Raw genomic sequence first — 14,453 nt, 5'->3', positions numbered from 1 at the left:
GGCGGGATCAATCCAGCAGGCAGCGTCCGGTATAAGCCGGGCTCTGTCTGCTGCATTTACAAAATCCTTGCCCGCTTGAGGATGAACCAGGCAAGCGCCATGGAAATGAAGATCAGGCAGATGGCGTAGAAGGAGCCTTCCGGTTCGCTGGTGAAGGGCAGGTGTGATGTGTTCATGCCGAAAAAGCCTGTAACCAGCGTCGGCGGCAACAGAAAAGCCGTCATGATCGACAGAATATAAAGATGCCGGTTGGTTTCCGAGGTCAGGCGGGAATCGATTTCTTCATGCAGCAGCCGGGCGCGCTCATGCAGGGCCTGAATGTCGTGGTCTGCCGCCTCCAGCCGATTGATCAGCCGTCCGGCAATATCCTCGAAATCCTCGGGCATTTCATCCTCGTCGGCGGCGGCGGCATGGCGCATCAGGCTGAGCAGCCCGCGCAGATGCCGGTGCAGCCTGACGATCATCCGCCGGATCGGCGCAAGACGGCGGCGCTCGTCGCGCAGGTCCTCGCTATAGATCACTTCCTCGATGCTGTTGATCTCGTCGGTCAGCTCGATCACCATAGCGATAATGCCGCGCTGGAATTCCGCCACCAGCACTTCATAGAGTGAGAGCGGTGAATAGAATTTTGCCGGATTTTTCTCAATCGCCGCCCTCAAGAGATCGACGGAGCGGATCGGTTGTAGCCTTGTGGTGATGATCAGCCGGTCTGACAGGGCAAAATGCAGCCAGCCGAGATCGCGGGTGGCGGCATCGAAATTGCGCTGGAAATCAACCAGCGTGCCGCTCAACTGCTGATCTTCCACCGTCAAGGCCGGATTGTGCTCATGATTGATCAGGGCGGCGTGAGCCGTCTCGGTCAGCCCCGGAAACTGCTCCAGAAAGGCGGGAACGCGCGCATCCGCAAGGCTTAGGTGCAGCCAGAGAAAGCCGCTCTCTGGAAGAAGTGCCTCGGACTGTGTGTTCATCGGCAAATGCACAGCCTGCCGCTTCTCGGCATCGATGTGATAGGCCCAGACCAGTCCGGGTATGGCTGTTTCTTCCATCAGCACGATTTGCCCTCATATCCATTGTACCCCGATGATCCATAAACGGCATCAGCAGGTCAGGGCAAGCTGAACTAGGGCAAGATAGGGTAAAGACAAGCCGGTGAAGAGCAAGATCAATGTGCGTGGGGCAGAGCGGAAAGTCTGTTGAAAAATATTGACGTTTACGTAAAAATAAATTAGCTAAAAATGGGATATCAAGAAACTGGCAGCCTGCTTTGCGCCGATGCGCAGTGGCGGAATGAGGAGGAGGTGACGCGATGTACAAGGCTCCCGTGGAGGAAATTGCCTTTACCCTGAAACAGGTGGCGGGCTTGGGCGAGGCGCTGGAGGATGGCGTGTTCGGCGATCTGTCCGAAGATGTCGTCGATGCCATTCTGGAAGAGGCGGGCCGTTTTGCTGCCGAAGAGATTGCGCCACTGGCCGATAATGGCGACCGGCAGGGGCCGCGCCTGAAGGATGCCACCGTCACCCTTCCAGACGGCTGGGCCGATCTTTATCGACGCTGGGCGGCGGCAGGCTGGAACGGCTTGACGGCGCCAGAAGCCCATGGCGGGCAGGGTCTGCCGCATCTTCTGCATGTCGCGGCCCTTGAGATGTGGAATTCCGGTTCCATGGCCTTCGTTCTCGGGCCGACGCTGACGGTGGGCGCGGTTGAGGCGCTGATCGCGCATGGTGCAGACGCGCTGAAACAGACTTTCCTCGAGCGCATGGTCTCGGGCGAATGGATGGCGACCATGAACCTGACCGAGCCGCATGCCGGCTCCGATCTCGGCGTATTGAAAAGCCGGGCCGAGCGCCGCGATGACGGCAGCTACCGGATTTTCGGCCAGAAAATTTTCATCACCTGGGGCGAACATGACGCCACCGACAATATCATTCATCTGGTTCTGGCCCGTCTGCCTGATGCGCCTGCCGGAACCCGCGGTATTTCGCTGTTTCTCGTGCCGAAATTCCTGGTAAACGAGGACGGCACGCTTGGAGCCCGCAATGATCTTTTCTGCCATTCGCTGGAGCACAAGCTTGGCATTCACGGTGCGCCAACCTGCACGATGATTTTTGGCGATGGCCGTTTTGGCGATGAGCCGGGCGCGGTCGGCTATCTGATCGGCGAGGAAAACAAGGGTCTCGCCTGCATGTTCACCATGATGAACAATGCGCGCCTTGCCGTGGCCATGCAGGGCGTCGCCATAGCCGAAGCCGCCACCCAGAAGGCGTTGGCCTATGCGAAGGAGCGCACCCAAGGCAAGGCGCCTGGCTGGAGCGGTTCCGGCATGAGCCCAATCATCGAGCACCCCGATGTGGCGCGGATGCTGTTGACGATGAAGGCGCTGACTCAAGGGGCGCGGGCCATCAGCTATGCCTGCGCCCATGCCATCGACATGAGCCACCGGGCCGATGAAGACAAGCGCCGCCATTTTCACGAGCGCGCCGCCCTTCTCACCCCGATCGCCAAGAGCTTTTCCACCGATATCGGGGTGGAGGTCGCCTCGCTGGGCATACAGGTGCATGGCGGCATGGGCTTTATCGAAGAAACGGGCGCGGCGCGCTATCTGCGCGATGCCCGCATTGCCCCGATCTATGAAGGCACCAATGGCATTCAGGCCATCGATCTGGTTGCGCGCAAACTGCCCCTGTCGGGCGGCGACCATGTGCGCGGCTTTATCGAGGAATTGAAGGCGATTGCCGTCTTTGTCGATGCCAGCAACCTGGATAGCTTTGGCGATACCGCCAGCCGGCTTTTTGCCTCGATCCGTGATCTGGAAGAGGCAACCGAATGGCTGCTTTCCCGCCTTGATGACGGCGCGATGATGGAGGCGCTTTCGGGAGCCACGCCCTATCAACGCCTGTTTGGTCTAACCCTGACGGGCGCTTATCTGGCCAAAGGCGCACTGGCGGAAAGTGAGGAAGGGCGGCAGACGCCGCTTTGCCGCTTTGCCGCCGAAAACCTTTTGGCGGAAACGGCAGCGCTGAAACAGGCGGTGGTCGGCGGGGCGGAAAGCCTGGCCCTTGCCCGCGCCGTCCTGGTTTGAGGAGCGTATAATGACCGATCATGTGCTGATCGAGCGGCCGCAAGCTCATCCGGGCGTGCTGGTTATCCGCTTCAACCGGCCGGAGAAGAAGAACGCCATCACTGCCGATATGTACCGGCAGATGACTGAGGCCTTGGTCGAGGCGGAACGCGATGACAGCCTGCGCGTCATCGCCTTTCTCGGCACGGATGGCTGTTTTTCTGCCGGAAATGACATGGCGGATTTTCTCGGCTATGCCCTTTCCGGCAGCGATGAACCGCCCGCCGCTGCCGTTTTTATCAAGGCACTTGCCAAAGCGACTAAGCCCATGGTTTCAGGCGTCGATGGTCTGGCCATCGGCATCGGCACGACGCTGCACATGCATTGTGATCTGACGGTCGCCTCCAGCCGCAGCCTGTTCAAGACCCCCTTCGTCGATCTGGCGCTGGTGCCGGAAGCGGCCTCCAGTCTGCTCGGACCTGCGATCATGGGGCCGCAGCGCGCCTTTGCACTGCTGGCGGCAGGGGAAGGCTTTTCGGCAGAGGCCGCGCGTGAGGCAGGCCTGATCTGGAAAGTGGTCGCGCCGGAAGCGGTTGAGGCGGAGACGCTGGCGCTGGCATCGTCGCTGGCCGCCAAGCCGCCGGAAGCGCTCACCAGTGCCCGCGCCCTGCTTCGTGCCGACACCAAGACCGTTCTGGAGCGGATCGATCGGGAACTGGCAAGTTTTTCCAGGCAATTGCGCAGTGCCGAAGCGCGCTCGGCCTTTGAGATGTTTTTAAAGGCAAAAGGCCGATAACCTGACCCGGGTGGTGGCCTCTGTGCAAACCTGTCCGGTTCTGGAGGTTTGAAAGCCCTGCGCTTCTTTGATAAGGCAGTATTGCTGCTGCAATCATGCCTTAAACTGAAACCGGTTTCAGGAATGATGTAGAAAATTACTGCATAATTCCTTAAATCGGAATTGATTTAAGGGTAAAATTATGCAGCAGATTTAAAGTGTTACAGCGTCCTTTGTGCGTTTTATAAAACGCACGGCGCTGTAAAGAACAGGGAGGCTGCCATGCGCGGTAGACTGGTTGTTGTGGCAGGGCTTGCCTCCTGCCTTATGTCGGCTTTGCCTGTCTGGGCGGGCGGCGTGATTGTTGGGTCGCCGAATGCGGTGACCACCCAGACCCCCAATGTTATCACGCGCGATCTGGGGACACGGCAGCCGGGTGAGCCGCCGGTGCGCCCGACACGCTATTACTGCGTGATCAAGCCACCGCCAAGCGAGCATGATGTTGCCTTTTATTCCTGTCCGAAACCGCCGGGCAGGGTGGGTGAAACCTGCCGCTGCGACAATGCGGTCGGCAGCGGCAGGCTCAGGGCCTATTGAGGTCGCTCCTGCTGCGCTCAAACCTTGCTGAGCACTGCCACCACTTCCACATGTGGCGACCATAAAAACTGGTCGATGGGCGTGATGGTATCGATGCGATAGCCGCCTGCGGTCAAGATCTGCAGATCGCGCGCCAGCGTCAGCGCGTTACAACTGACAGCCACCAGCGTTTTCACGCCAGAGCGCGCCAGTTCGGCTGATTGCGCTTCGGCGCCTGCGCGCGGTGGATCGAAGACCACGGCATCGAAGCCCTTCAGCTCCGCCGGGGTCAGCGGACGGCGGAAGAGGTCGCGCCGCTCAACCTTGACCGGCTTCAGGCCTTGGGTGGTGCGGGCGGCAAAATCGAGCGCGGCAAGCGCTTTCTCATCGGATTCCACCGCCAGAACCTGGGCTTTGCGTGCGAGCCTCAGCGCGAATGTGCCAATCCCGGCAAAGAGGTCGGCCACTTTTTTGGCCTTGCCGACATGATCGAGCACCAGTGCTGCCATGGCCTCTTCCGCCTGCCGGGTCGCCTGGGTAAAGGCACCGGGTGGGACGGCGACCAGCGCTCCGGCAAAATCGAGCAGCGGCTTTTGCGGCTCGATGACGATCTCGCCATTGACGGAGACGCGGGCAATGCCCTTGAGCGTGAGCACGGTCTCCGTGATGGCGCGCCGTTCGCGCTCCTTCAGCCCGCCGCGCACCCCATCGAGTGAGACGTCGAGCCCGGTCGTGGTCTCGATCACCGTCATGCGGAAGGCGTCCGAGCCGGAGGCCATGGCCCGGCAGATGGCTTTTAGCGCCGCAAGACGGTCGAGAATGCCCGGCGTGGTGATCGGACAGTCTTCCACCGGCACGACATGATGGGTTCCGGACTGATTGAAGCCGAAAATCAACCCGCGCTCGCGGTTGCGCACCGTATAGACCAGCCGCCGCCGCTCGCCCGGATGGGCTTCGACCAGGGCCGAAACCTCGGCCATAATGCCGCGTGCCTTCAGCGCGTCGATCACCAGTTGCCGCTTGTATGTGCCATAGGCAGGGCCTGCCATATGTTGCAGCGAGCAGCCGCCACAGGCGCCGCCTTTGCCCTCCGGGCCGAAATGGCGGCAGACCGGCTCGATCCGGTCCGGGGAGGGGGTGAGGATCGAGAAAAGACTGGCCTCGTTTTTCACCCGCGCCACCGTGACCGTTTCCCCTGGCAGGGAATAGGGCACATAGATGGGGCCGTCAGGACCATGGGCGATGCCATCGCCTTCTGCGCCAAGGCTGTTGATCGTCAGGGTCTCGGTGCTCATGGTCTGTCCTTGGACGGTGATGATGAGGGCGTTTGTGATGATGAGGGTTTATGCCCGGCAAGCAGAAATTCCTGATTGCCGTCGCCACCGGTGAGTGGCGAAGGGGCAAGGCCAAGGCTTTCCCAGCCCATCTCGGCGGTAAGCCAATGTTCCAGTTCTGCGGCAATCGCAGGTGCAGTGTCCGGAGCTTTCAGAAGTCCGGCCTTGCTGATGGCGTCCCGGCCCGCCTCGAATTGCGGCTTCACCAGCAGCAGACACTGGCTGCCGGGCTCGGCAAGAGCAAGGGCAGGTGCCAGCGCCAGCTTCAGCGAAATGAAAGAAACATCGGAAACGAGAAAGGTGAAAGCCCGGTTTGCGATTGTCTCGCGCGCCAGAAAACGGGCATTGACGCCTTCGTAATTGCTGACGCGGGCATCTTCGGCAATCTGCCTGTGCATCTGGTCATGGCCGACATCGACGGCGATGACATGCTCCGCACCGCGTTCCAGCAGCACTTGAGTAAAGCCGCCGGTCGAGGCCCCGACATCCAGACAGACCTGTCCCGATGGATCAAGGCCGAAGTGGTCGAGACCGGCCACCAGCTTCAGCGCCGCACGCGAGACATAGTCCTGCGCCGGGTCGTCGATCTCGATTGTGACATCCGGGGCGAAAACCTGCCCCGGCTTGGTCACGATCCGGCCATCCACGCGCACCGTGCCGCGGGCAATGGCGTCGCGGGCGCGTGAGCGGCTGGCGAAAAGGTCAAGACTGAGAAGCAACTGGTCGAGCCGCTGCGCGGGTGTAAGAGGTGCGGCGGTGGCGGGTGTTGGAGCTTTGGGTGGTGTGGTTTTCGACATGGGCTGGTGAATGCCTGTTTCCGTTCCCTTATGCAAGAGCTGGCTTTTTTGCAGGGCCTGCGCGCCGAAAGCCGGTCTTTCCCGACAGCAATGAATATAGGCAGGGAAAGCTGGCGATTGTGCCGAAAAAATAACCGTTTTTTTACATGCCACCTGCCAGAGTGCGACGCAACGTAGGAGAGTAGAGCAGACTTGCCAATATCCAAGTCTGTATCATGTCGGAATGCTGCGCGACGGGGCAATTGCTGCAGGATGGTAAGGCACTTCAGGTGATTCTGTCGTCTAAACGGGGATTGGCTCTGTGGCCGCACGGCTGAAAGTGGAAGACCATGTCGTTTAAAAATTTGCCTCTCAGTCAAAAACTCTATCTGACCTTTTGTGCCATCATGGCGTTCTGCTTTGTCGCTTCCGCCGTGGTCTTCTGGCAGGGCAGGCTGGCAAGTAATGCCTCGGAAGACATGATGCGCTCGCAGGCGGTTATCGATAGCCTGCAAGAGGCCTGGCAGGGTGTGCTGCAGCAGCATCTCGATGCGCGCGGTTACATCCTCACCAAGGATCCGTCGATCCTGAAGGATATGCCGGCCCATAACGCCGCTCTCCTGCAGGCCATTGATGATGCCCGCTCGCTGGCGTCTTCTGATCCGGATGCGCCCCTTCAACGGTTTTCTGACCTGAAAAGCGCCGTAGAGGCCTATCTTGCCCTGATGGGTCCGGATCAGATTGCCAAGGCAATGGAGGAGGCGCAAAAGGACCCGCAGGCCTATAACAGCAGGGTCAAGAGCAGCAATGTTCAGCTGCAAGCCGTTCGCCAGGGTTTCGATTCGCTTTTTGCCCATGAACGCAAGGATAAGGCGGCCAGTCATGCGATCGTCACCAGTGCCCATGACACCTTGCAGATGTCGCTGGTGATCGGTTGCGTGATCGCAGGCGGTGTGGCCGTCGTCCTGATCTGGTTACTGGCCCGCTCCATGGTCGTGCCGCTTGTTGGCATGACACAGGCGATGACAGCGCTGGCTGGCGGTGACAGGACCGTGGACATTCCCGCAACCGACCGTGAGGACGAGGTTGGCCGCATGGCACAGGCCGTGCTGGTGTTCAAGCAGGCCGCGATTGAAAATCACCGCATGGCAGAAGAGGCCGACGCCATGCGCAACAAGACCGAGGCCGAGCATCGCGAAACAGAGATGCGCAAACAGCAGGAAGCCGATGAAATCGGTTTCGCCATGGCAGAACTCGCCTCCGGTCTTGCTGCACTGGCCGAAGGCGATGTCGCTAGGCGTCTGGACAGGCCCTTTGCCGAGCGGCTGGACAGTCTGCGCGTGAATTTCAATGAATCCCTGTCCAAACTGCAAGGCGCGCTGATCACTGTGGGAGAAAACGCCCGGATGATCCATTCCGGGGCCGCGGAAATCCGCGCTTCCGCCGACGATCTGGCCAAGCGCACCGAACAGCAGACCGCAAGTGTCGAGGAAACGGCAGCGGCGCTGGAAGAGGTGACGACCACGGTGAAGGATACCGCCTCGCGCGCCGAAACCGCCGGTGCGCTGGTCAACACCACCCGCAAGGGGGCCGAACGTTCCGGCGAGGTGGTGCGCAAGGCCGTTGCCGCCATGACCGAGATCGAGAAATCCTCCGGTGAAATCGGCAATATCATCGGGGTGATCGAGGATATCGCGTTCCAGACCAATCTTCTGGCCTTGAATGCAGGCGTCGAGGCGGCCCGTGCCGGCGATGCGGGCAAGGGCTTTGCCGTCGTGGCGCAGGAAGTGCGGGCGCTGGCTGAGCGTTCGGCCAATGCGGCCAAGGAGATCAAGGGCCTGATCGGCGCATCCTCCGCCCATGTCGCAACTGGCGTGTCGCTGGTCGATGAAACCGGCCGCGAACTGGAAGAGATCGTCGTTGCTGTCCGCGATATCAACGAACATGTGACCGCGATCGTCACCGCCGCGCGCGAGCAGGCGATCGGTTTGTCGGAAATCAACGAATCCGTCACCAGCATGGATCAGGGCACGCAGAAAAATGCCGCCATGGTCGAGCAGCAGACGGCGGCGAGCCATACGCTGGCGTCCGAAGCCGATGCGCTGATGCAATTGCTCAGCCGCTTCAAGCTGGGCGATCAGAGGGCAGCAGGCGCCAGCCTGAACCATCAGACATCCATGCAAGCCCCCTCCCGGTCAACGCAGGCACAGGCTGTCAAGCCGTCTGCTGCGCAAGTGCCATCGCGGGCGCAGCCGCTTTCGGCTCCCGTTGCGGCAAAATCCACGGCACGACCGGTTGCCTCTCCCGCGCGCAAACTGGCGGACCGGTTGGGCAAGGCCTTTGGTGGTGCCGCAGCGCCGGCCCAGCAGGCCCAGCAGGATTGGGAAGAGTTCTGAGATCATCATCACAGGGCAAAGACAAAAGGCCGGTTGCATCATGGGTGCAACCGGCCTTTCTTGTGTATGATCACCGATATCCGGGTCAGCGATGGATCCGGTCGCGTCCGGATTCGTCTTGCGACAGGGCGGCAAACACGGTGGAAACAATGCCTTTGGCGTCGAGACCGGCCTTGGCATACATTTTTTCCGGCTTTGCCTGATCCATCCAGACATCCGGCAGCACAAGGCTTCTGACTTTCAGTCCGCTGTCGAGCAAACCGGCATTGGCCAAAAGATGCAGAACCTGACTGCCAAAGCCGCCGACCGCGCCTTCCTCCACCGTCACCAGCACGGCATGGTGGCGGGCAAGCTGGCGAATGAGGGCTTCATCCAGCGGCTTGGCAAAGCGGGCATCGGCCACAGTGGTCGAAAGGCCGGCGGCCTCCAGATCCTCGGCGGCGCTCAGGCAGGCGGCAAGCCTTGTGCCGAAAGACAGAAGCGCGACTTTCGTGCCCTCCTTCATGATCCGGCCTTTGCCGATCTCAAGGATGGCGCCGCGTTCTGGCAGGTTGACGCCCACGCCTTCGCCGCGCGGATAACGGAAGGAGATCGGCCCTTCATCATAGGCGACAGCGGTGCGCACCATATGTTTCAGTTCCGCCTCGTCAGCGGCGGCCATGACGACGAAGCCCGGCAGGCTTGCCAGAAAACCGGTGTCGAAAGACCCGGCATGGGTCGGCCCGTCCGCGCCGACAAAACCCGCCCGGTCGATGGGAAAGCGCACCGGCAGGCCCTGAATGGCCACATCATGCACCACCTGATCGTAACCGCGCTGGAGAAAGGTGGAATAAAGCGCGCAGAATGGCTTGTATCCTTCCGCGGCAAGGCCTGCTGCAAAGGTCACCGCATGCTGTTCGGCAATGCCGACATCGAAGATGCGCTCGGGAAAGACCTCCTGCAACTTGTCGAGCCCGGTGCCGGACGGCATGGCGGCGGTGATGCCGACGATTTTCTCGTCAAGGCGGGCCTCTTCCAGCAGGGCTTCGGCAAAGACGGCGGTATAGCTCGGTGCATTCGGCTTGGCCTTGGCCTGTGCCCCGTTGATGACATCGAAGGTGTTGACGGCGTGATATTTGTCTGCGGCGGCTTCGGCGGGCGGATAACCCTTGCCCTTTTGTGTGACGACATGGATCAGCACCGGCCCCTGGGCATGGTCGCGCACATTGCGCAGCACCGGCAGGAGATGGTCGAAAGAATGGCCGTCGATGGGGCCGATATGGTAAAAACCCATTTCCTCGAACATGGTGCCGCCGGTGACATAGCCGCGCGCATGTTCAACGGCGCGGGTGATCGCCCGGTCGATATTGCGCCCGAGATAGGCGGTGAGCTTCTTGCCGAATTCACGAAAGCCCATATAGGTGCGGCCCGAGGCTAGCCTTGCGAGATAAGCGCTCATCGCGCCCGTGGGCGGGGCAATCGACATGTCATTGTCGTTGAGGATGACGATCAGGCGCGCATCAAGGCTGCCGGCATTGTTCAGCGCCTCGAACGCCATGCCCGCCGACAACGCTCCGTCGCCGATGACGGCGATGACCTTGCGGTCGGTCTTTGACAGGTCCGCCGCCACCGCCATGCCGAGACCGGCGGAAATCGAGGTGGAGGAATGGGCCGCACCAAAGGGATCATAGTCACTTTCGGCCCGTTTGGTGAAGCCGGACAGACCGTCTTCCTGACGCAGCGTGCGGATGCGCTCGCGCCGTCCGGTGAGGATCTTGTGAGGATAGCATTGATGGCCGACATCGAAGATCAGCCGGTCATGCGGCGTGTCGAACACCTTGTGAATGGCAATCGTCAATTCGACAACGCCGAGGCCGGCACCAAGATGCCCGCCGGTCACCGAGACCGCATCGATCATCTCGTCGCGGACTTCCCTTGCCAGTTGCGGCAGGGCGCGGTCGTCGATCTCCTTGAGGTCGGCGGGAAGGGCGATCTGATCCAGCAGGGGCGTCTCAGGCTTCGATGTCACGGGCGTTTGCCTTTTTCTCGTATCGTTTCACACGCAGACAGGGGCCGGGCCACTCATTCCGGGTGAAGGTGAAGGCTTATATAGGCTTTTACCGCGCGCGGGCAAAGAGAGAATGCGCCCTCATGCCGCTCCTTGCTGCTTTGCAGCGCAAGAAAACCGTGAAGAACGGTCTGCGACTGGGTTTCCCAGCCAGCTCAGGTGGTTGCATTTTGTAAACCCTGTTGGTGTCTTGCGTTGTTCATAACTATGCGACAGCCTCTGTGCGACTTGACAAATATTAGAATATAAATCATAAGCACACTCATGATAACGGTGCTTATCGACCTTCGGCACATTCTTTTTCTTCGGCTTTTTCTCCGGCACCATGACGCAAAATCCGACCCTTGGTTTCCTTCTGAATGACGTTGCGCGGCTGCTGAAGAAGCGGTTCGAGCAGCACACGCGCGATATCGGCCTGACGCGGACGCAATGGCAGACGCTGGTCTATCTTGCGCGCTGCGAGGGGGCGAGCCAGAAACAATTGGCCGAAATGCTGGAAATCGAGCCGATCACGCTCGCCCGCGTGGCCGACAAGCTGTGCGAAAAGGAGCTGGTCGAGCGTCGGCCCGACGAGACGGATCGCCGGATCAACCGTCTTTATCTGACGGAACTGGCGCGGCCGCTTCTGACGGAACTCCGTGCCCATGGGGATGCCACCCGCGCCGAGGCGCTGGAGGGATTGAGCGCCGAAGATCGAGAGCGCCTTTATGCCATGCTTTTAGTAATGAAAACCAATCTTCTGGGGGCTTGCCGCTCGACGGCTTGCGAATGACATGTCTGATACCATGACCATGCGCCACACCGAAACGGACGCAAAAGAGGCAGCAGCAGTGAGCCGCGACAAGGCCCGGCGCAGCCGCAAGGCGCGCACCCGCCTCATCCTGTTTTCCCTGGTGCCGGTCGCGCTTGCCGTTGGCGCCTATGCCTATGTCAATGGCGGGCAGGTGATGACCACCGACAATGCTTATATCGAGGCCGATATGGTCGGCGTCACCACCGATGTTTCCGGCATCGTCAAAAGCGTCGATGTGCATGAGGGCGAGACGGTCAAGCCCGGACAGGTTCTCTTCACGCTGGATCCGCGCTCTTTCCAGGCAGCGGTCGATGGCGATCAGGCCCGGCTCGATGCCGCACGCAACACCATTCTCAATCTGCAGCAGGATTATCTTCAGGCGCTGGCCGAGCTTGCCCAGGCCAAGGCCGATCTGCCCTATTACGAAAGCAATTTCAAACGCCAGCAGACATTGCAGAATACCTCTGTCTCCAGCCAGTCCAGCCTCGATGATGCCACCCATGCACTGGTGGCGGCGCGCCAGAAGGTGGATGTGGCCGAAGCGGCGGTGAAGGTCAAGCTGGCGGCGCTCGGCAACCGCCCGGATGCCCCGGTGGACACCTATCCGGCCTATCAGGAAGCCAAGGCCGCGCTCACCGAGGCCCGGCGCGAACTCGACCACACCGTGGTGCGCGCGCCCTTTGGCGGCATCGTCACCAATGTCAGCAGCCTGCAGGTCGGTAGCTATCTGGCCGCCGCACAGGCGGGTTTCCAGCTTGTGTCGGACACGCATATGTGGATTGACGCCAGCCCGAAAGAAACCGAACTCACCTATGTCCGCCCCGGCCAGGATGCAGTGATCACCGTCGATAGCTATCCGGGCGTTGAATGGCATGGCAAGGTGGAGAGCGTCAGCCCGGCATCCGCTTCAAGCTTTTCGCTGCTTCCGGCGCAGAATTCTTCCGGCAACTGGGTCAAGGTGGTGCAGCGTATTCCCATGCGCATTTCCGTCGAGGATAGCGCAAACAAGCCGCCGCTCAGGGTCGGCATGAGCACGGAAGTGTCGATTGACACCGGCCATCGCAACGGACTGCCGCTCTTCGTCAGGTCGATCTTCGGCGGCACGACCGCCTATGCCGATGAGAGGGTGAAATGAGCACTGCCGCTGCCGCGCAGGCAGGCCCCGGCGTCGCCAATCGCGGCGCCATCACGGCTTGCGTCATTCTGGCGGTGATCATGCAGGCGCTGGACAGCACCATCGCCAATGTGGCGCTTCCCTATATTCAGGGCAGTGTCGCCGCCAGCGCCGACCAGATCAACTGGGTTTTGACCTCTTATATCGTCGCCGCCGCGATCATGACGCCGCCCTCCGGTTTCATCGCTGCCCGTTTCGGCAGAAAGCGCGTGCTGCTGGTGGCGATCTGCGGCTTCGTCTTTGCCTCGGTGCTCTGCGGTCTGGCGCAATCGCTGAACCAGATCGTCGCCTTCCGCCTGTTGCAGGGCTTTTTCGGCGCGTCGCTGGTGCCGCTCTCTCAAGGTATTCTGCTTGACATCTATACGGTGGAAGAGCGGGGTGGGGCCATGGCGCTGTTTGGCGTTTCGGTCATGGTCGGCCCGGTTCTCGGCCCGGTTCTGGGTGGCTGGCTGACCGATCACCTGAGCTGGCGCTGGGTGTTTTACATCAATGTGCCGATCGGTCTGCTCGCCTTTATCGGCATTACCGCCTTCGTCACCGAAACCAGGATCGACTGGAATGCCCGGCTGGACTGGCTGGGCTTTTCCCTGACCAGTATTTCCATCGGGGCGCTGCAACTGTTTCTCGACCGCGGCGAACAACTCGACTGGTTTTCCTCCGGCGAGATCGTCATCGAGGCACTGGTCTGCGGCGCGGCCTTTTACATGCTGATGGTGCATACCTTCACGAAGGAGCGCTCCTTCATCAATCCACGCCTGTTTCTCGACCGCAATTTTGCCGTCGCCTTTCTGTTCATCTTCGTCGTTGGCGTTACCTATTTCGCCTCGCTGGCATTGATGACACCCTATCTGCAGACCCTGATGGGCTATCCGGTGGTCACGGCAGGCATTGTCATGGGGCCGCGCGGGCTTGGCACCATGGTCTGCATGTTCATTGTCGGGCGGCTGATCGGCAAGGTCGATACCCGCATCCTGCTGGCGGCGGGTCTTGCCATCACCGCCTGGGCCATGGATGCCATGAGCGGCTGGACGCCGGACGTGTCGCAATGGACCATCGTCTATGTCGGCTTCATTCAGGGGGCAGGGCTCGGCTTTCTCTTCGTGCCGCTGACCACGGTCGCCTTCGTCACCTTGCCCGCCCATATGCGCGGCGATGGCACCGGGCTTTATAATCTCTCGCGCAATATCGGCTCCAGTGTCGGCATTTCGGTGATGTCGGCGCTGCTGGTCCGAAACGGGCAGGTCAACCATGCCGAGATCGCCGCGCAGGTCACGCCTTATAATCACGCCTTCCAGGCAACGGCAGCGCAAAGCCTCAGCCCCTGGACCGCAGCAGGCCGGGCGGCACTGGAAAGTGTTATTGAAACGCAATCCTCGATCATCGCCTATATCGACGATTTCCGCGCATTGATGCTGATGTCGCTGGTGGTGATGCCGCTGCTGCTCTTGCTGAAAAAAGGCGGTCCGGCCAAGGTCGATCACACCATTGCCATGGAGTAAGGCAAGGCAACTAAAGAGCGAGGCC

11 protein-coding genes are annotated in these 14,453 nt (G+C 60.6%); 7 read left to right on the top strand and 4 right to left on the bottom strand.

Annotated features, from left to right (window positions below; genetic code table 11):
- Window positions 1-56: 56 nt before the first annotated feature.
- The gene (locus tag NAC44_RS19690) at window positions 57-1,046 is read right to left on the bottom strand and encodes a transporter (protein ID WP_274706978.1); all 990 of its coding nucleotides are present in this window, start codon (window positions 1,044-1,046) and stop codon (window positions 57-59) included.
- A 260-nt stretch (window positions 1,047-1,306) separates the two neighbouring features.
- Here NAC44_RS19690 and NAC44_RS19685 point away from each other — a divergent pair, with 260 nt between their 5' ends.
- The 3 genes from NAC44_RS19685 (at window position 1,307) to NAC44_RS19675 (ending at window position 4,430) form a co-directional block, all read left to right on the top strand.
- The gene (locus NAC44_RS19685; RefSeq protein WP_250943272.1) at window positions 1,307-3,079 is read left to right on the top strand and encodes an acyl-CoA dehydrogenase family protein; all 1,773 of its coding nucleotides are present in this window, start codon (window positions 1,307-1,309) and stop codon (window positions 3,077-3,079) included.
- A 10-nt stretch (window positions 3,080-3,089) separates the two neighbouring features.
- Entirely contained in the window at window positions 3,090-3,854 is a 765-nt protein-coding gene (locus NAC44_RS19680; RefSeq protein WP_250943271.1) for a crotonase/enoyl-CoA hydratase family protein, read from the top strand.
- A 261-nt stretch (window positions 3,855-4,115) separates the two neighbouring features.
- A complete protein-coding gene (locus NAC44_RS19675) occupies window positions 4,116-4,430 on the top strand; it encodes a hypothetical protein (protein ID WP_250943270.1) in 315 nt (104 codons plus the stop codon).
- 17 nt (window positions 4,431-4,447) lie between these two features.
- On the opposite strand, the gene NAC44_RS19670 is transcribed toward NAC44_RS19675, so the two are convergent.
- A complete protein-coding gene (locus NAC44_RS19670) occupies window positions 4,448-5,704 on the bottom strand; it encodes a class I SAM-dependent RNA methyltransferase (protein WP_250943269.1) in 1,257 nt (418 codons plus the stop codon).
- A complete protein-coding gene (locus tag NAC44_RS19665) occupies window positions 5,701-6,540 on the bottom strand; it encodes a TlyA family RNA methyltransferase (RefSeq protein WP_250943268.1) in 840 nt (279 codons plus the stop codon). Before NAC44_RS19665 ends, NAC44_RS19670 begins: the two co-directional genes overlap by 4 nt.
- A 329-nt stretch (window positions 6,541-6,869) precedes the next feature.
- Between NAC44_RS19665 and NAC44_RS19660 the strand changes: the two genes are divergently transcribed.
- Window positions 6,870-8,915 carry a HAMP domain-containing methyl-accepting chemotaxis protein gene (locus tag NAC44_RS19660; protein ID WP_250943267.1) on the top strand — a complete coding sequence of 682 codons (2,046 nt, stop codon included), beginning with the start codon at window positions 6,870-6,872 and terminating at the stop codon, window positions 8,913-8,915.
- An 85-nt stretch (window positions 8,916-9,000) separates the two neighbouring features.
- Here NAC44_RS19660 and dxs read toward each other — a convergent pair whose 3' ends face one another.
- Window positions 9,001-10,923: a 1-deoxy-D-xylulose-5-phosphate synthase gene (dxs, locus tag NAC44_RS19655; protein WP_250943266.1), complete on the bottom strand. Its 1,923-nt coding sequence runs from the start codon at window positions 10,921-10,923 to the stop codon at window positions 9,001-9,003.
- Between the two features lie 364 nt (window positions 10,924-11,287).
- On the opposite strand from dxs, the gene NAC44_RS19650 reads away from it, so the two are divergent.
- From NAC44_RS19650 to NAC44_RS19640, 3 genes are read left to right on the top strand one after another with little or no spacing between them, the layout of a single operon-like run.
- Window positions 11,288-11,734, top strand: a complete 447-nt coding sequence (locus tag NAC44_RS19650; protein WP_250943265.1) for a MarR family winged helix-turn-helix transcriptional regulator — start codon at window positions 11,288-11,290, stop codon at window positions 11,732-11,734.
- Between the two features lies 1 nt (window position 11,735).
- Window positions 11,736-12,890 carry an HlyD family secretion protein gene (locus NAC44_RS19645; protein ID WP_250943264.1) on the top strand — a complete coding sequence of 385 codons (1,155 nt, stop codon included), beginning with the start codon at window positions 11,736-11,738 and terminating at the stop codon, window positions 12,888-12,890.
- The gene (locus tag NAC44_RS19640; protein ID WP_250943263.1) at window positions 12,887-14,428 is read left to right on the top strand and encodes a DHA2 family efflux MFS transporter permease subunit; all 1,542 of its coding nucleotides are present in this window, start codon (window positions 12,887-12,889) and stop codon (window positions 14,426-14,428) included. The genes NAC44_RS19645 and NAC44_RS19640 overlap by 4 nt, the downstream gene beginning before the upstream one ends.
- Window positions 14,429-14,453 lie beyond the last annotated feature (25 nt).

The organism is Allorhizobium sonneratiae (assembly GCF_023700755.1).
GTDB classification, from domain to species: Bacteria; Pseudomonadota; Alphaproteobacteria; order Rhizobiales; family Rhizobiaceae; genus Allorhizobium; species Allorhizobium sonneratiae.
This window is presented reverse-complemented; position numbering and strand designations above follow the sequence as displayed.